This is a genomic window from Streptomyces sp. DSM 116795 (genome assembly GCF_055792905.1).
This window is the reverse complement of record NZ_CM147707.1, coordinates 6,059,951-6,082,200: the sequence shown is the minus strand read 5'-3', so window position 1 is coordinate 6,082,200 and position 22,250 is coordinate 6,059,951. Positions and strand designations below refer to the sequence as shown.

Genomic DNA, 22,250 nt, shown 5'->3' with positions numbered 1-22,250 from the left:
CGTGACCCTGGCATGTGGCATCGGTCTCCCGTCCCGCAGGCCCGTGGTCGCGCCGTATACCCGCCGGTAGCATCGAGGCATGGCAGACAGCAGCAAGCGGGCGGCCAAGCTCGCCAAGGAGATCACCGCGTTCGCGCAGCGGCACGGCGGCAGCGCGGACGGACAGATCGCCTACGTGGGCCAGGCAGGTGCCCGTATCGCGCTCGTCGGCGCCGACGGGACCTGGGGCGACCTGATGGCTCCGTCGTCAGAGGCGGCCCGGCAGGCCACGGAGCTGGCGGGCATCACCGTGCACGAGTCCTTCGACGGCGAGATGGCCGCGAGGATGGAGACCGGCCCCTACGAGTGGAGCCGCATGGCGGGCATCCAGCTCGGCGGCGAGACCGGTGGCGCCCGCAGCCCCGCCGGCAAGAGCTCCGCGAGCCCGGCAGACTCCTCGGGCTCAGCGGACGCCTGACGCCTGACGCGGCGCACCACGATCCGTTCCGGGGGGAGCGGTGAGGGCCCGGACCACCGTCACTGGTCCGGGCCCTCACATGTGTACGGGCTGGACCGTCGCGCCGCCCGGCGTCTCCCGGGCGCAAGCCGCTCTTCCCAGGTCCAGGGCAGCTCCTCCGCAGCGCAGGCCCTCTTCTTCAGCGCAGGAAGGGATCGATCGCGACCGCCACGAACAGCAGCGAGACGTACGTGATCGACCAGTGGAAGAGCCGCATCTCCTTCAGCTTGGCGCCCTTCGCCCCGGACTTGGCCCGCGACTGCAGCGCGTGCGCCTCCCAGAGCCACCAGCCGCCCGACACCAGGGCGACGCTGGTGTAGAACCAGCCGACATATCCCAGCGGCCACAGCAGGAGCGAGACCGCGACCATCATCCAGCTGTAGAGCACGATCTGACGTGCCACCGCGGAGTTCGTCGCGACGACGGGAAGCATGGGCACGCCGACGCGCGCGTAGTCCTCGCGCACCTTCATCGACAGCGGCCAGTAGTGCGGCGGCGTCCAGAAGAACATGACGAGGAAGAGGATGACGGCGGCCCAGCTGACCTCGTTGCGCACCGAGGACCAGCCGATGAGGACGGGCATGCAGCCCGCGATGCCGCCCCACACGATGTTCTGCGAGGTGCGCCGCTTGAGCACCATCGTGTAGAGGAGGACGTAGAAGAGCAGCGCGCCCAGAGAGAGCGCCGCCGAGAGCCAGTTGACGAGCAGTCCGAACCACAGGGTGGAGGCGACCGCCAGGGTCAGCCCGAAGACGAGGCCCGCACGCGGAGTGAGGACTCCGGTCACCAGGGGCCGCTTCTCGGTGCGGTGCATCAGCGCGTCGATGTCACGGTCGACGTACATGTTCAGCGCGTTGGCGCCGCCCGCGGAGAGATAGCCACCGGCACAGGTCGTCACGACGAGCCACATGTCGGGGACGCCCTGGGCGGCGAGGAACATCACCGGAATCGTGGTGATGAGCAGCAGTTCGATGATGCGGGGCTTCGTCAGAGCGACGTACGCCTTGACGCGGGCACCGAACGACCGGTCCACGGTGCTGGTCTCGAGCACCCCCGCGGGACGGGATCCGACGGCCGTCACGTACACCCCTGATGACTTCATGAATGCGAGCGTGAACGGGCCACGTTCCGTAAGGCTCGCGCGTACCACGCCACTTTAGACGGCGCCGGTATCCGGCCTGCGCGGGGGGTGCGGCGGCGGCTCCCGGGGCGACCCCCGGGAGCAGAGGCGGAGCCTCCGGTCCGGCTCTGCCGCATGCGCCCGGAAGGAATCCGGGCCGGGCGGTTCGCTGTTGCCGCAAGTGTCGGTGTGCCGTTGGTGAGCACCCGGAAGAGATGCGTGTAGCACAGGGGTACGCTCGACACCGCCGGTGAGCGCAACGCACCGGACGCCGAACTTGTGGAGAGGAGCCCTGACCCAGGGTGAGCACGAAGCCGACCACCACAGACCTCGAATGGACCGATCTGGACCAACGGGCTGTCGACACCGTCCGGGTCCTGGCCATGGATTCCGTGCAGAAGGTCGGCAACGGCCACCCCGGCACGGCCATGGCACTCGCACCCGCGGCCTACCTGGTCTTCCAGAAGCTGATGCGCCACGATCCGGCCGACCCCGACTGGCCGGGCCGCGACCGGTTCGTCCTCTCCGTCGGCCACTCCAGCCTGACGCTCTACATCCAGCTCTACCTTGCGGGTTACGGCCTGGAGCTGGACGACCTCAAGACCTTCCGTACGTGGGACAGCAAGACGCCCGGGCACCCGGAACACGGCCACACGGTCGGTGTGGAGACGACGACGGGCCCGCTGGGCCAGGGCGTCGCCAACGCCGTGGGCATGGCGATGGCGGCCCGTTACGAACGCGGCCTCTACGACCCGGACACCCCCGCCGGCGAGTCTCCGTTCGACCACACCATCTGGGCGTTCGCCAGCGACGGCGACCTCCAGGAAGGCGTCTCGGGTGAGGCGTCCTCGCTCGCGGGTCATCAGAGGCTCGGGAACCTCGTCGTGATGTGGGACGACAATCACATCTCCATCGAGGGCGACACCGAGACCGCCTTCTCCGAGGACTCCGTCAAGCGGTACGAGTCCTACGGCTGGCACGTGCAGCGCGTCGACCCGCTGCCCAACGGTGATCTCGACCCGCACGCCCTGTACAAGGCGTTCAAGGCGGCCAAGGCCGAGACCTCCCGCCCGTCCTTCATCGCCGTACGCTCCATCATCGCCTGGCCCGCGCCCGACGCGCAGAACACCGGTGCGGCGCACGGTGCGGCGCTCGGCGAGGAGGAGGTCGCCAAGACCAAGAAGGTCCTCGGCTTCGACGCCGAGCGGCACTTCGAGGTCGGCACGGACGTTCTGGAGCACACCCGCAAGGCGTGGGACCGCGGACGCGAGTCGCGCGCCGCCTGGGAGAAGCACTTCGCAGAGTGGCGTTCGGCGAACTCCGAGCGGGCGGCCGAGTTCGACCGCATCCGCGCGGGGGACCTGCCCGACGGCTGGGAGAAGGCGGTCCCTTCGTTCGAGCCCGGCAAGGAGATGGCGACCCGCAAGGCGTCGGGGGCCGTACTCAAGGCGCTCGGCCCGGTGATCCCGGAGCTGTGGGGCGGATCGGCCGACCTCGCCGGCTCCAACAACACCTCGTTCGACGAGAGTTCGTTCCTGCCGGAGGGCAATCCGCTGCCCGGTGCCGACCGTTACGGGCGCACGGTCCACTTCGGCATCCGCGAGCACTCGATGGGCGCGACCATGAACGGCATCGCGCTGCACGGCAACACCCGCGTCTACGGCGGCACCTTCCTCACCTTCTCCGACTACATGCGGCCTGCCGTGAGGCTCGCGGCGCTGATGAAGGCGCCCGTGACCTACGTGTGGACGCACGACTCCATCGGTCTCGGCGAGGACGGCCCCACCCACCAGCCGGTCGAGCACCTGCCCGCGCTGCGCACCATCCCGGGGCTGAACATCGTCCGCCCGGCCGACGCGAACGAGACGGCGGTCGCCTGGGCCGAGGTGCTGCGCCGGCACGGCGACAAGCCCGCCCCGCACGGCCTGGCGCTGACCAGGCAGAACGTCCCCACCTACGAGCCCAATCACGAGGCCGCCAAGGGCGGATATGTGATGTTCGAGGCGGACGGCGGCCAGCCGCAGGTGATCCTCATCGGCACGGGCTCCGAGGTCCAGCTGGCAGTCGAGGCGCGCGACGTCCTCCAGGCGGAGGGTGTGCGTACGCGGGTCGTGTCGATGCCGTCCGTGGAGTGGTTCGAGGAGCAGGACCAGGCGTACAAGGACAGCGTGCTGCTGCCGACCGTGCGGGCGCGGGTGGCGGTCGAGGCGGCGGTCGGTCTGACCTGGCACCGGTACGTCGGTGACGTGGGGCGGATCGTCTCGCTGGAGCACTACGGCGCGTCCGCCGACTACAAGACGCTCTACCGGGAGTTCGGGCTCACTGCCGAGGCGGTCGTCACGGCCGCACGGGAGTCGCTCGAAGCCGCCTCCCGCTGACGCCGCGCCCCGGCACGTACAGCGAAGCTACGACAAGCAGGAGTTGCAATTCCCATGACAGACGCTCTCAAGCGCCTCTCCGACGAAGGCGTCGCGATCTGGCTGGATGACCTGTCCCGTCACCGGATCACGTCGGGCAACCTGGGCGAACTCATCGACGAGCAGCACGTGGTGGGCGTCACCACGAACCCGACGATCTTCCAGAAGGCCATCTCTTCCGACGAGAAGTACGACCAGCAGGTCTCCGACCTCGCCTCTCGCGGCGTCACCGTCGAGGAGGCTCTGCGCATGATCACCACCGCCGACGTGCGGGACGCCGCGGACGTGCTGCGGCCGGTCTTCGACGCCACCGGCGGCAAGGACGGCCGGGTCTCCATCGAGGTCGATCCCCGGCTGGCGCACAGGACCAAGCCGACCGTCGCCGAGGCGCGGCAGCTGGCCTGGCTGGTGGACCGTCCCAACACCTTCATCAAGATCCCCGCGACCAGGGCCGGCCTGCCCGCGATCACCGAGACCATCGGCAAGGGCATCAGCGTCAACGTGACGCTGATCTTCTCCCTGGAGCGGTACCGCGAGGTCATGGACGCCTTCCAGGCCGGGCTGGAGAAGGCCAAGGCCCTCGGCCTGGACCTCTCGCAGATCCACTCGGTGGCGTCCTTCTTCGTCTCCCGCGTCGACACCGAGATCGACAAGCGGCTCGACGCGCTGGGCACCGACGAGGCGAAGGAGCTGAAGGGCAAGGCGGCCGTCGCCAACGCCCGCCTCGCCTACCAGGCTTACGAGCAGGTCTTCGGCGCCGCCGACGGTTCTTCCGAGCCGCCGGAGCGCTGGAGGGTCCTGGAGCGCGCCGGAGCCAACAGCCAGCGCCCGCTGTGGGCCTCGACGGGCGTGAAGGACCCCTCGCTCCCCGACACCCTCTACGTGACGGAACTGGTCGCGCCGAACACGGTCAACACGATGCCGGAGGCGACCTTGAAGGCCGCCGACGACCACGGCGACATCACCGGCGACACGGTCCGCGGCAGCTACGCGGACGCCCAGGCGGCGCTCGACGCCGTCGCCGCCGCCGGCATCTCCTACGACGACGTGGTCCAGGTCCTGGAGGACGAGGGCGTGGAGAAGTTCGAGGCGTCCTGGAACGAACTGCTGTCTTCCACCGAGGCGGAGCTCAAGCGCCTCACGCCGAAGGAGGCGTAAGGAAGTTGACCGACGCAGCCAATCCGCTGCGTGACGCACTGGACCGGCGGCTCCCGCGCATCGCGGGACCGTCGGGTCTGGTCATTTTCGGCGTCACGGGTGATTTGTCACGTAAAAAGCTGATGCCAGCCGTCTACGACCTCGCGAACCGCGGTCTGCTCCCGCCGGGGTTCTCCCTCGTCGGCTTCGCCCGCCGGGACTGGGAGCACGAGGACTTCGCACAGGTCGTGCACGACTCCGTGAAGGAACACGCGCGCACACCCTTCCGTGAGGAGGTCTGGGAGCAGCTCTCGCAGGGAATGCGCTTCGTGCCCGGCGTCTTCGACGACGACGAGGCCTTCCGCACCCTGAAGTCGACCATCGAGGAGCTGGACAAGTCCCGTGGTACGGGCGGCAACTTCGCCTTCTATCTCTCCGTGCCGCCGAAGTTCTTCCCCACCGTCGTCTCCCAGCTGAAGAAGCACGGCTTGTCCGGCGCCGGCGAGGGCTCGTGGCGCCGCGCGGTCATCGAGAAGCCCTTCGGGCACGATCTGCCCAGCGCACAGAAGCTGAACGCGATCGTGCACGACGTCTTCCACCCCGACCAGGTCTTCCGCATCGACCACTACCTGGGCAAGGAGACCGTCCAGAACATCCTGGCGCTGCGCTTCGCCAACACGATGTTCGAGCCGCTGTGGAACCGCAGTTACGTCGACCACGTACAGATCACCATGGCCGAGGACATCGGCATCGGCGGCCGCGCGGGCTACTACGACGGCATCGGCTCGGCGCGTGACGTCATCCAGAACCACCTGCTCCAACTCCTCGCCCTCACGGCGATCGAGGAGCCGGCCTCCTTCGGCGCCAAGGCCCTGGTCACCGAGAAGCTCAAGGTTCTCAACGCCGTACGCCTCCCGCGTGAGCTGGGCAAGCACACGGTCCGCGGCCAGTACGCGGCTGGCTGGCAGGGCGGCGAGAAGGTGCGCGGCTATCTGGAGGAGGAGGGCATCGACCCGAAGTCGAAGACCGACACCTTCGCCGCGATGCGTCTGGAGATCGACAACCGCCGCTGGGCGGGCGTGCCGTTCTACCTCCGTACGGGCAAGCGCCTGGGCCGCCGCGTCACCGAGATCGCGGTCGTATTCCAGCGCGCACCGCACTCCCCCTTCGACGCGACCGACACCCAGGAACTCGGTCAGAACGCCCTGGTCATCCGCGTACAGCCGGACGAGGGCATCACCATCAGGTTCGGCTCGAAGGTGCCCGGCACACAGATGGAGATCCGGGACGTGACCATGGACTTCGCCTACGGCGAGTCCTTCACCGAGTCCAGCCCGGAGGCGTACGAACGCCTTCTGCTCGACGTCCTGCTCGGCGACGCGAACCTCTTCCCGCGCCACCAGGAGGTCGAGCGGTCCTGGGAGATCCTCGACCCCGTCGAGCACTACTGGGACAAGCACGGCAAGCCCGAGCAGTACCCCGCCGGCACCTGGGGCCCCCAGGGCGCCGACGAGATGCTCGCACGCGACGGACGGAGCTGGCGCCGGCCATGAACATCGACCTCACGGACACCACTTCGAGCCAGATCAACACCACGCTCGTCCAGGCCCGCCGTTCGATCGGCTCCCCCGCCGTCGGCATGGTCCTCACGCTGGTGATCGTCACGGACGAAGGCAATCACTACGACGCCCTGAAGTCGGCGAGCGAGGCCTCCAAGGAGCACCCTTCGCGCATCCTCGTCGTCATCCGCCGGCCCGGCCGCTCTCCCCGTGACCGCGCGTCGGCCAGGCTCGACGCCGAGGTGCGGGTGGGCAGCGACTCGGGCACCGGGGAGACCGTACTGCTGCGCCTGCACGGCGAGTTGGCCTCGCACGCCTACAGCGTCGTGCTCCCGCTGCTGCTGCCCGACGCGCCCGTCGTCGTCTGGTGGCCGGAGGACGCGCCCGAGCACCCGTCCGAGGACAAGCTCGGCACGCTCGCACAGCGGCGCATCACCGACGCGGCGGCCGCGGAGGACCCGGTCGCCGCGCTCAAGCTGCGCGGCGAGACATACGCGCCCGGCGACACAGACCTGTCCTGGACCCGGCTGACGCCCTGGCGGAGCGTGCTCGCGGCGGGCCTGGACCAGCAGTCGCTGAAGGTGCGTTCCGCGGTGGTCGAGGGCGAGGGCGACAACCCGTCGACGGAGCTGCTCGCGCTGTGGCTGGCCGAGCGCCTGCGCGTATCGGTGGAGCGCAAGGTCACGGACGGCCCCGGCATCACCGCCGTACGGATGGGAACGGCCGACGGCGAGATCTGCCTGGACCGCGCTGACGGCTCGCTCGCCGAACTGGCCGTGCCCGGGCAGCCGGACCGCCATGTGGCACTTCACCGGCGCGGCACGGCCGAGCTGATCGCGGAGGAGCTTCGCCGTCTGGACCCGGACGAGGCCTACGCGTCGGCCGTGCAGTACGCCGTCAAGCAGCTGGGCAGGGCAGGCGGCCGGGGCAACGGCGGCGGCGCCCGGAGCACCGAACGGCCGCAGCCAGGCGCCGCGAAGAAGGCCGCCAAGCCGGCGGCCAAGAGGGCGACGAAGAAGTGAGCGCAGCCGCCCAGGTCTTCGTGCACCGCGACAAGGACGAGATGGCCCGGGCGGCCGCCGCACGCCTCGCCGCCCGCATCGCCGAAGCACAGTCGGCGCGCGGCAGCGCCTCGGTCGTGCTGACGGGCGGGCGCAACGGGAACGGTCTCCTCTCCGCGCTGGCCTCCTCCACCGGACGCAGCGGACCCAACGGACGGGAGGCCGTCAACTTCTCCCGGCTGGACCTGTGGTGGGGAGACGAGCGGTTCCTGCCCGAGGGCGACCCGGAACGCAACGTCACACAGGCGCGCGAAGCCCTTCTGGACTCCGTGCCCCTCGACCCGGTGCGCGTGCACGCCATGGCCGCATCCGACGGTGCGTACGGCGGAGACGTGGAAGCCGCGGCCGAGGCCTACGAGACCGAACTGGCCGCCGCCGCACGCTCCGAGGGCCGTCCCGGGGACCGGGCGCGCGTCCCCTCCTTCGACGTGCTGCTACTGGGCGTGGGCCCGGACACGCATGTGGCGTCGCTCTTCCCGGAGCACGCGGGCGTACGGGAGACCGAACGCATGGTCGTCGGTGTGCAGGGCGCCCCCAAGCCGCCGCCCGTGCGCATCTCGCTCACGCTGCCGGCCATCCGCGCGGCGCGTGAGGTGTGGCTGCTGGCAGCGGGCGAGGACAAGGCGCAGGCCGCGGCTCTCGCCCTGTCGGGCCCTGGCGAGGTGCAGGCACCGGCATCCGGCGCGTACGGCACGGAGCGCACGCTGTGGCTGCTGGACGAGGCCGCCGCGGCAGGGCTGCCGAGCGGCCTGATCCGAGGCGGGTGAGCCACGGGTTGTTCCCCGAAGTGCCCTGCGACCGGCGGAATCCGGTCGCAGGGCACTTCACGCTTCGCGTCAGCCGGCGCCGGCTCAGGGCTGGGCGGAGTCCGCTTCGTCGGCGGGGCCCGGCCAGTACGCCGGGTACGCGGCGGCCGGCTGCCGTCCGGCCTCCAGGGAGTTCTCGACCACGGCCGACCCCGGGCAGGAGGCGCTCGGGGCGTTCATGACGGCTTCGGCGAGGTCGGAGGCCTGGGCCTCGGTGATGTCCGGGGCGTGCGAGAGCGTGGCGGCCGTTTCCTCGCCCACGTCCGGGATCTGCGCCCCCTGTGGCGTGTCGGGGAAGAGATCGCGGAAGGCCACCGCTCCGCCCATCTCGTCGATCATCCGCTGCGAGTTCTCCTTCGCGAAACGCACTCCCGCGGTCCGCACAGAAGTCCCGCCCCCCCCGGCGCGGCTCAACAGGTTCCGTACGAGCGGACGGATCTGCTCGGACAACCTGGCGCACGCACCGGCGGGGCTGACCACCTCGCCGAGGATGACCCACCAGGCTCCGGCGGCGGCACCCGTGTTCGCGATGAAGTCGGGGATCACCGTGACCCCCCGCTCCAGCAGACGCTGCTCGGCCTCGGGGGTGGTGGGCACGTTCGCCGCCTCCACAACGAACCTGCCGCGGATCCGGTCGCAGTTGCCCGCTGTGATCGTGTGGCCGACGGCGGCCGGCACCAGCACTTCGACGTCCATGCCCAGCCACTCGTCACCGGGCGCCTCGATGTCGTCCTCGCGCAGCACGGAGCGGTCGATGACGCCGCCCGTCGTCCGTGCGGACAGCAGGAGTTCGACGTCGAGACCGCGCGAGGTGTTGAGGACCAGGCCCCGTGCGTCGGTGATCCCGACGATCTTCACCCCCGCACGTGCGAGGTAGAGCGCCGTCGATCCGCCCATCGCACCGAAACCCTGCACGACCGCGCGCGCCGTCTCCGCCGGGATGTCCTCGTGCTCCAGGGCCGCCAGGGCCGACTCCGCGACGCCGTAGCCGCCGATGAGTTCCGAGAGCAGCAGCCCGTCCGTCCGCGTGGTGAAGGCCTGCTGGATACGCGACCGGACCTCGGCCTGGTCCTGTGAACGGACCACCGCGGCGTGGAAGGACGTCTCACCGATGCCGACCCGGCTGAACGCCCGGTCGAGCTGCTCCTGCTGTGTGCCGAGGTCGCCCGCGGTGACCCAGAAGCGTTCGAGCAGCGGCCGGACCCCCTGGAGGAAGCGCTCGCGCACCTCTTCGGCCCGCGGGTCCTCGGAGTCGAAGTCGATGCCGCCCTTGGCGCCGCCGACGTGAATCCCGAAAGCGCCCATCTTCAGGGTCATCTCCCGGGCGAGTTCGGCCACTTCGCCGAGTGTGCACCCGGGCCGCATGCGCAGGCCGCCCGTGGCGATGCCCGTCACCAGCTGGTCGATCACGACGAACCCGCGAGCCGAGGTCTGGTTGTCACGCCACGTGATCTGCAGATAGGGCTCATGCTCAAGCACCTGCAGTTGCGTCTCGACAGCTGTTTGTGTCACTTGGCACTCACCCTTTCTAGTTACTGATAGGCACTTACTCACGCATGGGACTACTCACGCGTGGGACTTTCGACGACTCGGCCGTAGAACCGGCTGTCGTTTGTTACTCCCGGGGAACCGAAGACGGGAATTCTTGCGCGGAATCGAGCGGCTGCACGCGCTCGCAAACAATCGACGACCATGCAAGCAGGACGAATTACGCCCGCAGGGCACGCTTGTGGCGAGCCCTTAACACGAGCGCAATAAAGTTCATCGGAATACGCAGAGAACGCATCTGGTTGCGTTGTGCGTAGCGCCCACTGTGAGGTCGGGCTTCATCCCTTGTCAAGCGGTCTCTTGGGTTGATTCCGGGGCCGGTTTTCGCCCTCCGCGCGGCCCTTTCGAACCGGAAAGAAAATGCAGCTCAGCGCGGTCGGCAGAACCCCCCGGGATCGGTCTGACAGAAAATCAGCCCCGTCCGGCCCTGACGGACGAGGACGCCCTCGCGCGGCGAAGGCGTCCTTTCGTCATCGGCGTCGTCCCAGGGCCCTCTCCAGCACCACCGGACGAGGAGGACGGGGACCTCAGCGGCCCCGCAGCCGGCGGTACCGGGCGACCAGTCCGGCCGTCGAGCTGTCGAGCCCTTCGACGTCCGTGCCGTCCGTCAGGGCCGGCTCCAGCCGCTTGGCGAGGACCTTGCCCAGCTCGACGCCCCACTGGTCGAAGCTGTCGATGTTCCACACCGCGCCCTGGACGAAGACCTTGTGCTCGTACAGGGCGACGAGCTGGCCGAGCACCGAGGGGGACAGCTCCTCGGCGAGGATCGTGGTCGTCGGGCGGTTGCCGGGGAAGGTGCGGTGCGGCACCTGCGCCTCCGGGACGCCCTCCGCCCGTACCTCCTCCTCGGTCTTGCCGAAGGCGAGCGCCTGCCCCTGTGCGAAGAGGTTCGCCATCAGCAGGTCGTGCTGCCCGGCCAGGTCGCCCAGACCGGGTGCGGGGCGTGCAATGCCGATGAGGTCGGCGGGGATCATCTTCGTGCCCTGGTGGAGCAGTTGGTAGTACGCGTGCTGCCCGTTGGTGCCGGGCGTACCCCAGACGACGGGGCCCGTCTGCCAGCCCACGGGGCGCCCCTCGCGGTCGGTCGACTTCCCGTCGGACTCCATGTCCAACTGCTGCAGATACGCCGTGAACTGGGAGAAGTAGTGGCTGTAGGGCAGCACGGCGTGGGTCTGCGCGTCGAAGAAGTTGCCGTACCAGATGCCCAGGAGCCCCATCAGCATCGGCGCGTTGGCCTCGAAGGGTGCCGTGCGGAAGTGCTCGTCGACCAGGCGGAAACCGCTCAGCATCTCGCTGAAGTGATCGGCTCCGATGGCGACCATGAGAGAGAGCCCGATGGCGGAGTCGTAGGAGTAACGACCGCCGACCCAGTCCCAGAACTCGAACATGTTCTCCGTGTCGATGCCGAACTCCGAGACCTTCCCGGCGTTCGTGGAGACCGCGACGAAGTGCCGGGCGACCGCCTCCCGCGCACCACCGAGGCCCGCAAGGAGCCACTCGCGGGCCGCGGTCGCGTTGGTGATCGTCTCGACGGTGGTGAAGGTCTTCGACGCCACGATGAAGAGCGTCTCGGCCGGGTCGAGGTCCCGCACGGCCTCGTGCAGGTCGGCGCCGTCCACGTTGGAGACGAAGCGGAAGTCCATGTCCCGCTTCGTGTACGGCCGCAGCGCCTCGTACGCCATCTTCGGTCCCAGGTCCGAACCGCCGATGCCGATGTTGACGACGTTGCGGATCCGCCTGCCGGTGTGGCCTGTCCACTCCCCGTCGCGCACCCGCGCCGCGAAGAGCGCCATCCTGCCGAGCACGGCGTGCACATCGCCTACGACGTTCTCACCGTCGACCGTGATCTCGGACGAGACGGGGGCGCGCAGCGCGGTGTGCAGAACCGCCCGGTCCTCGGTGATGTTGATCTTCTCGCCGCGGAACATGGCGTCCCGCAGCGCCACGACCGAGGTGCCGGCCGCCAGCTCCCCCAGGAGCCGGAGCGTCTCGTCCGTGATCAGCTGCTTGGAGAAGTCCAGGTGAAGATCGCCCACCTGCAGGCCGTACCGCTCGGGGCGCCGCGCGTCGTCGGCGAAGAGCGTGCGCAGATGTGTGTCGCCGAACTCCTCGCGGTGCTTGGCCAGCGCGTGCCACTCGGGCAGTTGATCGAGCCGGGTGGGGCGTGCTCCGTTCATCGGCGGTCGTCACCTTCTCCTCGTACTGAATACGCCGCGCACCAACCTAATTGACGGGTGATGCGGGCCCGCGCGCACCGCACGGAGCGGCCGGGGCAGTGACGGGGGACGGTACGGGACGCCCGAGGCGCGGAGGTGAAGGGAGGACGACGGGGAGCCGTCAGATCTCGCCGCGGAGCTTGGCGAGGGCCTCGGCCAGGATCGCCTCGCCGTCCTCGTCGCTGCGGCGCTCGCGCACGTATGCGAGGTGGGTCTTGTACGGCTCGGTCCGGGGCGGGTCCGGCGGGTTCTCCTCGTCCGTACCGGCCGGGAAGCCGCAGCGGGGACAGTCCCAGGTCTCGGGGATCTGCGCGTCGCTGGCGAAGCTGGGCTGTGTCTCGTGCCCGTTGGAGCACCAGAAGGAGATGCGCAGGCGGGGCGCGGTCTCGCCTCGCTCGGCCTCCCCCATCGGCCCCGCCCCGACCCGGCTTCCCCGGATCGCGTTGCCACTTGCCACGGTCGTAACTCCCTGCCTCGCGGTGCCGCGGAACATCGACGATGAGTCCGTCGCGGGCGCCCTAGTGTACGTAGGGCCCAACGCGCGTCCAGTGACCGGAGTTACTGCGTCGGCTCCGGACGCGAGCCTCATGATAGGCCGGGTACGGCGACTTGCGGCTGCTCTTGCAAGGGCGGAGACGCCCGCCCCGGGTGCCGGGGCACGCAAGCGGCAGGTGAGTGCGGGACGGCGGCCGAGGCGCCGCCCCGCGTCACGGCTCCGGCTCCGTCAGCTCTCCAGCTTCATCAGCAGACCGAGCACCACGATGATCGCGAACCAGACCAGGCCGACCACCACGGTGAGCCGGTCGAGGTTGCGCTCGGCGACCGAGGAGCCGCCGACGGACGACTGCATGCCGCCGCCGAACATGTCGGAGAGGCCGCCGCCCTTCCCCTTGTGCATCAGCACCAGCAGCGCCATCAGGAAGCTGAAGACGATGAGGGCGATTGAGAACCCCATGATCACGGCTGGACCAACTCTCTCGGACTTCGCGGACTACTTCACATGTGAGGGGGCCGGACGCGCGCCCGGCCCCCGACAGCGTACGACGGGCGGGGGCCCGGCGTCATACGCCTGCCCTTTCGGGCCGTCCCCGGCTCTGCTCGTGCCGGGGCGTGTCACCGGTCAGGTCACCGGTCGGGGCACCGGGCAGGTCACTGATCGCGGAAACGCACGATCTTGACGAACTCCTCCGCGTCCAGCGAAGCACCGCCCACCAGCGCACCGTCGATGTCGGGCTGCGCCATGATCTGCGCGACGTTGCCGGACTTCACCGAGCCGCCGTACTGGATGCGGACGGCGTCGGCGGTCTCCTGCCCGTACAGCTCGGCGAGGCGGCCGCGGACGGCGCCGCAGACCTCCTGCGCGTCCTCCGCGCCGCACGTCTTGCCGGTGCCGATGGCCCACACCGGCTCGTACGCGATCACGATGGTGGCCACCTGCTCGGCGGTCACCTCCTTCAGCGCGCCGTCGACCTGGGCGAGGGTGTGCGCGACGTGGCTTCCCTCTTCGCGCACCGCGAGCTCTTCGCCGACGCACAGGATCGGCGTCAGGTCGTGCTCGAAGGCCGCCTTCACCTTCGCGTTGACCAGCGGCTCGTCCTCGCCGTGGTACTGACGGCGCTCGGAGTGGCCGATGGTGACGTAGGAGCAGTGCAGTTTGGCGAGCATCCCACCGGAGATCTCTCCGGTGTACGCGCCGGAGGCGTGTGCGGACACGTCCTGGGCCCCGTACTTGATCTTCAGCTTGTCGCCGTCGACCAGGGTCTGAACGGAGCGCAGGTCGGTGAACGGCGGCAGAACCGCGACCTCGACGGCCGCGTGGTCCTTGTCCGTCAGGGCGAAGGCGAGCTTCTGCACGTGGGCGATGGCCTCGAGGTGGTTGAGGTTCATCTTCCAGTTGCCCGCCATCAGCGGGGTGCGGGTGGTCACGGGGTCAGTCCTCCATTGTTCGCTCCGCCGCGGCAGCGGCTCATGTCACGGACGCACGTGCTGGGGGTACCGCCCACCGAAGGCAGGGGGAGCAGCGGTGCGGGCAGAGTTGCTGCCTGCGGCTTGACCGCCGCACACGCGTCGCTCACGCATCCTCCAGTGCGGCGAGGCCGGGCAGCGTCTTGCCTTCGAGGTATTCGAGGCTGGCGCCGCCGCCGGTCGAGATGTGGCCGAACGCGTTCTCGTCGAAGCCGAGCAGGCGTACGGCGGCAGCGCTGTCTCCGCCGCCGACGACGTTGAAGGAGCCGCTGTCCAGCAGCGCCTGGGCGACGGCGCTGGTGCCGTCGGCGTAGTCGGGATGCTCGAAGACACCCATCGGGCCGTTCCAGAAGACGGTCGCGGCGTCGGCGAGCTTCGCGGCGTACAGCTTGCGGGTCTCCGGGCCGATGTCCAGGCCCATCACTCCCGCCGGGATCGCGCTGACGGTGACGGTGGACGGCCCGGCCGGCGCCTTGGTCTTCAGGTCGGGGAAGCTCTCCGCGGCCAGCACGTCCACGGGCAGCACGAACTCCACGCCCAGCTTCTCCGCCTGCTCCAAGTACCCCTTGACAGTGGGGATCTGGTCCTCCTGCAGCAGCGAACCGCCGACCTCGTGCCCCTGGGCCTTGAGGAAGGTGTACGCCATTCCGCCGCCGATGAGGATGCGGTCGGCCTTGTGCAGAAGGTGCTCGATGACGCCCAGCTTGTCCGAGACCTTCGCACCGCCGAGCACCACCGCGTACGGGCGTTCGACGTCCTCGGTGAGCTTCTTCAGCACCCCCACCTCGGTGGCGATGAGGCCCCCGGCGGCGTGCGGCAGACGAGCCGGAAGGTCGTAGACGGAGGCGTGCTTGCGGTGCACGGCGCCGAAGCCGTCACCGACGTAGAGGTCGGCCAGCGCAGCGAGTTCACTTGCGAAGGCCACGCGCTCGGCGTCGTCCTTGCTGGTCTCCCCGGCGTTGAAGCGCAGGTTCTCCAGAAGCGTCACGCCGCCGTCGGCGCTCGCCTCCACCGCGGCCTTCGCGCTGTCGCCCACCGTGTCGGACGCGAACGCGACGTCCTTGCCGAGGAGTTCACCGAGCCGCTTCGCGACGGGCGCGAGCGAGAACTGCGGATCGGGCGCGCCCTTGGGCCGGCCGAGGTGTGAGGCCACGACGACGCGCGCACCGTTCTCGGCCAGTTTGCGGATGGTGGGGACGGCGGCCCTGATGCGGCCGTCGTCGGTGATGCCCCGTTCTTCAACAGATGCAGCGCCGTCGAGCGGGACGTTCAGGTCGGCGCGGACGAAGACCCGCTTGCCGCCCACTCCCCCGGCGATGAGTTCGTCGATCGTCTTCATGCTTGCTGGTGCTCTCCTTGGAGTTCAGGCCCTCGTTGTCGCGCGGCGGACCTCACACGGCAGGGCTCGCAGGGCGCGTCATCGCGCCCTGCGAGCCCTGCCACGGTCTGCCATCTCTCGGCGCTGCTCGGCCTCGTAGGCGGGAGCGCTCAGAGCTTGTCGCCGACGAAGGTGGTCAGGTCGACGAGACGGTTGGAGTAGCCCCACTCGTTGTCGTACCAGCCGACGATCTTCGCCTGCTTGCCCTGGACCATCGTGAGCGACGCGTCGAAGGTGCAGGACGCGGGCCAGTTGACGATGTCCGAGGAGACGATCGGGTCCTCGGTGTACTCCACGATGCCCTTCAGCTGGCCCTCTGCGGCCTTCTGGAAGGCGGCGTTGATCTCGTCCCTGCTCGCCTCCCGTTCCAGCTCCAGGACCAGGTCGGTGACGGAGCCCGTGGGCACCGGCACACGCATGGCGATGCCGTCCAGCTTGCCCTTGAGGTGCGGGAGGACGAGGGCCGTGGCCTTCGCGGCGCCCGTCGAGGTCGGGATGATGTTCTCGGCGGCAGCGCGTGCGCGGCGCAGGTCCTTGTGCGGGAAGTCCAGGATGCGCTGGTCGTTGGTGTACGCGTGGACCGTCGTCATCATGCCCTTGACGAGGCCGAAGTTCTCGTCGGCGATCTTCGCCATCGGCGCCACACAGTTGGTGGTGCAGGAGGCGTTGGAGACGACGTGGTGCTTGGCCGCGTCGTACTTGTCCTCGTTGACGCCCATGACGACGGTGATGTCCTCCTCCTTGGCCGGAGCCGAGATGAGGACCTTCTTCGCGCCGGCCGCAAGGTGCTTGGCCGCGTCGTCGCGCTTGGTGAAGATGCCGGTGGACTCCACGACGATGTCGGCGCCGAGCTCGCCCCAGGGCAGCTGGGCCGGGTCGCGCTCCGCCATCGTCCTGAAGGTCTGGTTGCCCACCGTGATCGTGTCGTCGGTGTGGCTGACCTCCTGCTTGAGGCGGCCCAGGATGCTGTCGTACTTCAGCAGGTGCACCAGGGTCGCGTTGTCGGTCAGGTCGTTGACACCGACGATCTCGATGTCCGCCCCCTGCTCGAGCAGTGCGCGGAAGTAGTTGCGACCGATGCGGCCGAAGCCGTTGATGCCTACGCGGATCGTCACGAACCGATCTCCTCGTTGGTACGCCGGCATGGACACCGGCAAAGCTGTATGGGATGTCCCCGACCGCTTCCGACCCTACCGCGCTCCACTCTTTACGGTGACATCGGCCACCCGCCGTCCACGGGCCGGGACGCGGGGCGGCCTGAAGGGTGCCGCCCAGGGAGCGCGGACGACCCTGAGACCCGCGGCGGCCCGGGGGACGGGCGACGGGGCAAACGGGGTCAGCCGACCATCTCTTCCGTGAGGCTGGTCTCCGTACCCGGAATGCCCAGGTCCTGAGCACGCTTGTCGGCCATCGCCAGGAGCCGGCGGATACGGCCGGCGACGGCGTCCTTCGTCAGCGGCGGATCGGCGAGGGCGCCAAGCTCCTCCAGCGAAGCCTGCTTGTGGTCCATGCGCAGGCGGCCGGCTGCGGCCAGGTGCTCGGGCACGTCGTCGGCGAGGATCTCCAGCGCACGCTGCACGCGTGCGCCCGCCGCGACGGCCGCACGCGCCGATCGGCGCAGGTTGGCGTCGTCGAAGTTGGCCAGGCGGTTGGCGGTGGCGCGGACCTCGCGGCGCATCCGCCGCTCCTCCCAGGCCAGCACGGACTCGTGAGCGCCCAGCCGCGTCAAGAGCGCGCCGATGGCGTCACCGTCACGGACGACGACGCGGTCAACGCCGCGCACCTCGCGGGCCTTCCCCGCGATCTGAAGCCTGCGCGCGGCACCGACGAGTGCCAGCGCCGCCTCCGGACCGGGGCACGTGACCTCCAGCGACGAGCTGCGGCCCGGTTCCGTCAGCGATCCGTGCGCGAGGAACGCACCGCGCCAGGCGGCCTCGGCGTCGCAGGTGGCCCCCGAGACCACCTGCGGCGGAAGGCCGCGGATCGGGCGTCCGCGGCTGTCCACCAGCCCTGTCTGGCGTGCGAGCTGGTCGCCGCCCGCCACGACCCGTACGACGTAGCGGCTGCCGCGGCGGAGCCCGCCCGGCGCCATCACCACCAGGTCGGAGCTGTGTCCGAAGATCTCCAGAACGTCCTTGCGCAGGCGCCGGGCCGCAATGCCCGTATCGAGCTCCGCCTCGATCACGATCCGCCCGCTCACCAGGTGCAGGCCGCCCGCGAACCGCAGGATCGACGAGACCTCGGACTTCCGGCAGCAGGTCCGGGTGACGGGAAGCCGGGAGATCTCGTCCTTCACTGCAGCCGTCATCGCCATGGGCCGATCCTTCCATGCATCCGAAAAATACGGTCGTACGCGGCTGCCAGCAGCTCCGGATCGTGCCTGGCTGCACCTCCCCCGGGGCCTTCGCCCTGGGCGGCACCTCCGGCCGCCGCGACCGGTGACAGCTGAGCCGTCGCTCCGAGCCGCTCGGCGGCCTGACACAGGGAATCCCGGTCGGGAACGGCGTTCTCGTCGGCCAGCACCACGTCGAAGGCGAGTTTAGGGGCGTGTCGGGCCAAAACGTCCAAATGACGCTGCGGGGAGAAGCCTTCTGTTTCTCCGGGCTGCGGAGCGAGGTTCAGCGAGAGCACCTTGCGGGCCTTGGTCTGCGTCAGGGCGTCGAGCAGTTCCGGGACGAGCAGGTGCGGGATCACAGAGGAGAACCAGGAGCCGGGGCCCAGTACGACCCAGTCCGCGTCGAGTACGGCCTTGACCGCCTCGGTGACGGCGGGCGGGTCGTGCGGCACGAGATGGACCTGCTGCACCTCGCCCCGGGTCAGGGCGACCGTGGCCTGGCCCCGGACGGTCGAGACCTCGTCGGGGCGCGCCGGGTCGTGGCCGCGTACCAGCGCCTGGAGCTCCAGCGGGACCGCGGACATGGGCAGCACCCTGCCGTGCGCGCCGAGCAGTTTGCCCACCAGGTCGAGGGCCTGGACGTGGTCACCGAGCTGCTCCCAGAGCGCGACGATCAGCAGATTCCCCACCGCGTGGTCGTGCAGGTCGCCGCGGCTGACGAACCGGTGCTGGACCACCTCGGCCCAGGTGCGGCCCCACTCGTCGTCGCCGCACAGCGCCGCGAGCGCCTTGCGCAGGTCGCCGGGGGGCAGCACGCCCAGCTCGTCGCGGAGGCGGCCGCTGGAGCCGCCGTCGTCGGCGACGGTCACGACGGCGGTGAGGTCCCCTGTGATGCGGCGCAGCGCGGTGAGCGACGCGGACAGGCCCGCGCCGCCGCCGAGTGCCACGACCTTCGGCTGGGCGCCGTGCCGTGCCGTGCGTGTGTTCACCGGGCGCCGCAGCCGGATGGTCCTACGAGGCATTCGCGCTTCTCACGTCCTCATTCACGTCCCATGTCGCGGTGCACCACGACGGTCTCCACACCGGCGTCGGAAAGCCGGCGGGCCAGCTTCTCCGACACGGCGACGCTGCGGTGCTTTCCGCCCGTGCAGCCGACCGCGACGGTGACGTAGCGCTTGCCCTCCCTGCGGTACCCGGCGGCGATGAGCTGGAGCAGCTCGGCGTAGCGGTCCAGGAACTCCTTCGCGCCCGGCTGGTCGAAGACGTAGTCCGAGACCTCTTCGCTCGTGCCGTTGTACGGGCGCAGCTCCGGGACCCAGTGCGGGTTGGGGAGGAAGCGGCAGTCGGCGACGAGATCGGCGTCAACGGGAAGCCCGTACTTGTACCCGAAAGACATCACCGTGGCGCGGAGTTCGGGCTCCTCCTCGCCTGCGAAACGGGCGTCGAGCTTGGCCCTCAGCTCGTGGACGTTCAGGCCGGAGGTGTCGATGACCATGTCGGCGTCGCCGCGCAGCTCCCGCAGCAGGTCCCGTTCGGCCGCGATGCCGTCGACGATCCTGCCGTCGCCCTGCAGCGGGTGAGGGCGGCGCACCGACTCGAAGCGGCGTACGAGCGCCTCGTCGCTCGCCTCCAGATAGACGATGCGGCGCTTGACCTGCCGCTGGGAGAGGTCCGCTAGGGACTCCTTGAGGTTGTCGAAGAAGCTCCGCCCGCGGACGTCGACGACGACGGCGATGCGCGCGACATTGCCCTGCGAGCGCGCGCCCAGGTCGACCATGGTGGGGATCAGCTCGGGCGGGAGATTGTCGACCACGAACCAGCCGAGGTCCTCCAGGCACTTGGCGGCGGTGCTGCGTCCGGCGCCGGACATGCCGGAGATGATCACGAGCTCCGGGATCACGGCGTCCACGGGCGCGTCCGCGGGCGGGGACGCGTCCGCACCCGGGGCTGTGTCTGTGCCGGTGCCCGTGCCGGGGCCAGTGGCGGTGCCCGTGCCGGGGCCCGGCTGCACCGGCTCTCCGGCCCGGCCGGCGTCTCTGGGCTGTTCCTGCTCGTGCTCGCTGCTCATGCTCTCCGCCCCCCGTCCTCGTGGCTCACTCTTCTTCAACGATCTCACCGGTCGCTGTGTTCACGGCCGGCCCGGAAGACTTCGTGACAAGCGCGGCGGCGACCGTCTCCGCCGTCTTGCGGCCCACACCCGGTACCTCGCAGATCTCCTCGACGGTCGCCGCGCGGAGCCGCTTGAGGGAGCCGAAGTGCTTCAGCAGCGCCTGCTTGCGGGACGCCCCGAGGCCGGGGACGGCGTCGAGCGGGCTCGCCTTCAGGGTCTTGGAGCGTTTGCTGCGCTGATACCTGATCGCGAAGCGGTGCGCCTCGTCACGTACTCGCTGAAGCAGATAGAGGCCCTCACTCGTGCGGGGCAGCACGAGGGGGTCCTCCTCCTCCGGCAGCCACACCTCTTCGAGGCGCTTGGCGAGCCCGCAGACGGCGACGTCGTCGATGCCCAGCTCGTCCATCGCGCTGCGGGCCGCGGCGACCTGCGGACGGCCGCCGTCCACCACGATGAGCTGGGGCGGGTAGGCGAACTTCCGGGGCCTGCCGTCCTCGTCGCGCGCTCCGGTGCGCGCGGGAGAGCCCTCCGCGGGCTCCGGGCCCTCGCCCTCGGCGGGCTGCTCGCCCTCGCCGCCCCACTCGCCCGTGCGGCGCTTCTCCTGGAGATAACGACGGAAGCGGCGGCTGACGACCTCGTGCATCGAGCGGACGTCGTCCTGACCGGCGACCGACTTGATCTGGAAGCGGCGGTATTCGCTCTTGCGGGCGAGGCCGTCCTCGAAGACGACCATCGACGCGACCACGTCGTCGCCCTGGAAGTGGGAGATGTCGAAGCACTCGATGCGCAGCGGCGCCGAGTCCAGACCGAGGCCCTCGGCGATCTCCTCCAGCGCGCGCGAGCGCGTCGTGAGGTCGGACGCGCGCTTGGTCTTGTGCAGGGCAAGGGCCTGCTGTGCGTTGCGCTCCACCGTCTCCATCAGGGCGCGCTTGTCGCCGCGCTGCGGTACGCGCAGGCTGACGGCCGAGCCGCGGCGGTCGCCGAGCCACTGCGCGGCCGGTTCCGGAGGCTCGGGAAGCGCGGGGACCAGGACCTCCTTGGGGACGCCCTCACCGCTCTCCTCGCCGTAGAGCTGCTGGAGCGCATGCTCGACCAGTTCGGGCGTGGCGATCTCCTCGACCTTGTCGGTGACCCAGCCGCGCTGGCCCCGTACCCGGCCGCCGCGCACATGGAAGATCTGGACCGCTGCCTCCAGCTCGTCCTCGGCGACGGCGATCAGGTCGGCGTCGGTGGCGTCCGCGAGGACCACGGCGCTCTTCTCCATGGCGCGCTTCAGCGCGTCCATGTCGTCGCGCAGCCGTGCCGCCTTCTCGTACTCCATGTCGTCGGACGCCTGCTTCATCTCGCGCTCCAGGCGGCGCAGGTACGAGCCCGTGTGCCCGGCGACGAAGTCGCAGAACTCCTCGGCCAGTTCGCGGTGCTCCTCCGCGGTGACGCGGCCCACGCAGGGGGCGCAGCACTTGCCGATGTAACCGAGCAGGCAGGGGCGGCCGATCTGGGCGGAGCGCTTGAACACACCGGCCGAGCACGTGCGTACGGGAAACGCACGCAGCATCAGGTCGACGGTCTCGCGGATCGCCCACGCGTGTGCGTACGGACCGAAGTAGCGCACGCCCTTCTTCTTCGGGCCGCGCATCACCTGGACCCGCGGATACTCCTCGTTGAGGGTCACCGCGAGGGACGGATAGCTCTTGTCGTCGCGGTACTTGACGTTGAAACGGGGATCGAACTCCTTGATCCAGGAGTACTCCAGCTGCAGCGCCTCGACCTCCGTGGAGACCACCGTCCACTCCACCGAGGCGGCGGTCGTGACCATGGTGCGGGTGCGCACATGAAGTCCGGCCAGGTCCTGGAAGTAGTTCGCGAGCCGCTGACGCAGGCTCTTGGCCTTCCCGACGTAGATCACCCGTCGGTGCTCGTCCCGGAACCGGTAGACCCCCGGTGAGTCGGGGATCTCACCCGGTTCGGGACGGTAGCTGGAGGGGTCTGCCATGCCGCACAGCCTACGTCCGTGCGATGACAGCACCCTCGCCCGCCGCAGGGGCCCGGCCTGGCTGCGGCGAGGGTGCGGCAGCCGTGCGCCGCCGCACCCCGCCGCACCG

The 22,250-nt window shown here is 69.9% G+C and carries 17 protein-coding genes and 1 pseudogene; 6 read left to right on the top strand and 12 right to left on the bottom strand.

Annotation, left to right across the window (positions count from 1 at the left end; translation table 11 throughout):
* Positions 1-79: 79 nt before the first annotated feature.
* A pseudogene (locus tag ACSMXX_RS26190) lies at positions 80-391 on the top strand (hypothetical protein); the annotation flags it as partial.
* Positions 392-635: 244 nt separating this feature from the next.
* On the opposite strand, the gene ACSMXX_RS26185 reads toward ACSMXX_RS26190, so the two are convergent.
* Positions 636-1,577 (bottom strand): heme o synthase, encoded by a 942-nt coding sequence (locus ACSMXX_RS26185; RefSeq protein ID WP_473184978.1) that lies wholly within the window; start codon positions 1,575-1,577, stop codon positions 636-638.
* 341 nt (positions 1,578-1,918) lie between these two features.
* On the opposite strand from ACSMXX_RS26185, the gene tkt reads away from it, so the two are divergent.
* From tkt to pgl, 5 genes are read left to right on the top strand one after another with little or no spacing between them, the layout of a single operon-like run.
* Positions 1,919-3,994, top strand: a complete 2,076-nt coding sequence (gene tkt / locus ACSMXX_RS26180; protein WP_473181139.1) for a transketolase — start codon at positions 1,919-1,921, stop codon at positions 3,992-3,994.
* 54 nt (positions 3,995-4,048) lie between these two features.
* The gene (gene tal, locus ACSMXX_RS26175) at positions 4,049-5,191 is read left to right on the top strand and encodes a transaldolase (RefSeq protein WP_473181138.1); all 1,143 of its coding nucleotides are present in this window, start codon (positions 4,049-4,051) and stop codon (positions 5,189-5,191) included.
* 5 nt (positions 5,192-5,196) lie between these two features.
* Positions 5,197-6,723, top strand: coding sequence for a glucose-6-phosphate dehydrogenase (gene zwf / locus ACSMXX_RS26170; protein ID WP_473181137.1), 1,527 nt, complete (start codon positions 5,197-5,199; stop codon positions 6,721-6,723).
* The gene (gene opcA / locus ACSMXX_RS26165) at positions 6,720-7,751 is read left to right on the top strand and encodes a glucose-6-phosphate dehydrogenase assembly protein OpcA (RefSeq protein WP_473181136.1); all 1,032 of its coding nucleotides are present in this window, start codon (positions 6,720-6,722) and stop codon (positions 7,749-7,751) included. The genes zwf and opcA overlap by 4 nt, the downstream gene beginning before the upstream one ends.
* 41 nt (positions 7,752-7,792) lie before the next feature.
* Complete coding sequence (pgl, locus tag ACSMXX_RS26160) at positions 7,793-8,557, top strand: 6-phosphogluconolactonase (RefSeq protein ID WP_473184977.1); 765 nt, start codon at positions 7,793-7,795, stop codon at positions 8,555-8,557.
* An 84-nt stretch (positions 8,558-8,641) separates the two neighbouring features.
* Here pgl and ACSMXX_RS26155 read toward each other — a convergent pair whose 3' ends face one another.
* The 11 genes from ACSMXX_RS26155 to uvrC all read right to left on the bottom strand — a co-directional run bounded on the left by ACSMXX_RS26155 (position 8,642) and on the right by uvrC (position 22,141).
* Positions 8,642-10,108: a Glu/Leu/Phe/Val dehydrogenase dimerization domain-containing protein gene (locus ACSMXX_RS26155; protein ID WP_473181135.1), complete on the bottom strand. Its 1,467-nt coding sequence runs from the start codon at positions 10,106-10,108 to the stop codon at positions 8,642-8,644.
* A 563-nt stretch (positions 10,109-10,671) separates the two neighbouring features.
* The gene (gene pgi, locus ACSMXX_RS26150; protein WP_473181134.1) at positions 10,672-12,321 is read right to left on the bottom strand and encodes a glucose-6-phosphate isomerase; all 1,650 of its coding nucleotides are present in this window, start codon (positions 12,319-12,321) and stop codon (positions 10,672-10,674) included.
* Positions 12,322-12,481: 160 nt separating this feature from the next.
* On the bottom strand, positions 12,482-12,817 hold the full coding sequence (locus tag ACSMXX_RS26145) for an RNA polymerase-binding protein RbpA (protein WP_473181133.1): 336 nt from the start codon (positions 12,815-12,817) through the stop codon (positions 12,482-12,484).
* Between the two features lie 267 nt (positions 12,818-13,084).
* Positions 13,085-13,321, bottom strand: a complete 237-nt coding sequence (gene secG / locus ACSMXX_RS26140) for a preprotein translocase subunit SecG (protein ID WP_473181132.1) — start codon at positions 13,319-13,321, stop codon at positions 13,085-13,087.
* Positions 13,322-13,509: 188 nt separating this feature from the next.
* Positions 13,510-14,286, bottom strand: coding sequence for a triose-phosphate isomerase (tpiA, locus tag ACSMXX_RS26135; RefSeq protein ID WP_473181131.1), 777 nt, complete (start codon positions 14,284-14,286; stop codon positions 13,510-13,512).
* A gap of 145 nt (positions 14,287-14,431) precedes the next feature.
* Positions 14,432-15,664, bottom strand: a complete 1,233-nt coding sequence (locus ACSMXX_RS26130) for a phosphoglycerate kinase (protein ID WP_473181130.1) — start codon at positions 15,662-15,664, stop codon at positions 14,432-14,434.
* A 149-nt stretch (positions 15,665-15,813) separates the two neighbouring features.
* Positions 15,814-16,818, bottom strand: a complete 1,005-nt coding sequence (gene gap / locus ACSMXX_RS26125; RefSeq protein ID WP_473181129.1) for a type I glyceraldehyde-3-phosphate dehydrogenase — start codon at positions 16,816-16,818, stop codon at positions 15,814-15,816.
* Between the two features lie 221 nt (positions 16,819-17,039).
* Positions 17,040-18,017: a DNA-binding protein WhiA gene (whiA, locus tag ACSMXX_RS26120; RefSeq protein ID WP_028435605.1), complete on the bottom strand. Its 978-nt coding sequence runs from the start codon at positions 18,015-18,017 to the stop codon at positions 17,040-17,042.
* Positions 18,008-19,060 carry a gluconeogenesis factor YvcK family protein gene (locus ACSMXX_RS26115; protein ID WP_473181128.1) on the bottom strand — a complete coding sequence of 351 codons (1,053 nt, stop codon included), beginning with the start codon at positions 19,058-19,060 and terminating at the stop codon, positions 18,008-18,010. Before ACSMXX_RS26115 ends, whiA begins: the two co-directional genes overlap by 10 nt.
* 17 nt (positions 19,061-19,077) lie before the next feature.
* On the bottom strand, positions 19,078-20,106 hold the full coding sequence (gene rapZ / locus ACSMXX_RS26110) for an RNase adapter RapZ (protein WP_473181127.1): 1,029 nt from the start codon (positions 20,104-20,106) through the stop codon (positions 19,078-19,080).
* 25 nt (positions 20,107-20,131) lie between these two features.
* On the bottom strand, positions 20,132-22,141 hold the full coding sequence (gene uvrC, locus ACSMXX_RS26105) for an excinuclease ABC subunit UvrC (protein ID WP_473181126.1): 2,010 nt from the start codon (positions 22,139-22,141) through the stop codon (positions 20,132-20,134).
* Between the last annotated feature and the right edge of the window lie 109 nt (positions 22,142-22,250).

Bases quoted from the DNA above. Each gene is read 5' to 3' on its own strand.
- tal (WP_473181138.1), top strand. From the start codon at position 4,049: ATGACAGACGCTCTCAAGCGCCTCTCCGACGAAGGCGTCGCGATCTGG.
- opcA (WP_473181136.1), top strand. From the start codon at position 6,720: ATGAACATCGACCTCACGGACACCACTTCGAGCCAGATCAACACCACG.
- pgl (WP_473184977.1), top strand. From the start codon at position 7,793: ATGGCCCGGGCGGCCGCCGCACGCCTCGCCGCCCGCATCGCCGAAGCA.
- pgi (WP_473181134.1), bottom strand. From the start codon at position 12,321: ATGAACGGAGCACGCCCCACCCGGCTCGATCAACTGCCCGAGTGGCAC.
- ACSMXX_RS26130 (WP_473181130.1), bottom strand. From the start codon at position 15,664: ATGAAGACGATCGACGAACTCATCGCCGGGGGAGTGGGCGGCAAGCGG.
- whiA (WP_028435605.1), bottom strand. From the start codon at position 18,017: ATGGCGATGACGGCTGCAGTGAAGGACGAGATCTCCCGGCTTCCCGTC.
- ACSMXX_RS26115 (WP_473181128.1), bottom strand. From the start codon at position 19,060: ATGCCTCGTAGGACCATCCGGCTGCGGCGCCCGGTGAACACACGCACG.
- rapZ (WP_473181127.1), bottom strand. From the start codon at position 20,106: ATGAGCAGCGAGCACGAGCAGGAACAGCCCAGAGACGCCGGCCGGGCC.
- uvrC (WP_473181126.1), bottom strand. From the start codon at position 22,141: ATGGCAGACCCCTCCAGCTACCGTCCCGAACCGGGTGAGATCCCCGAC.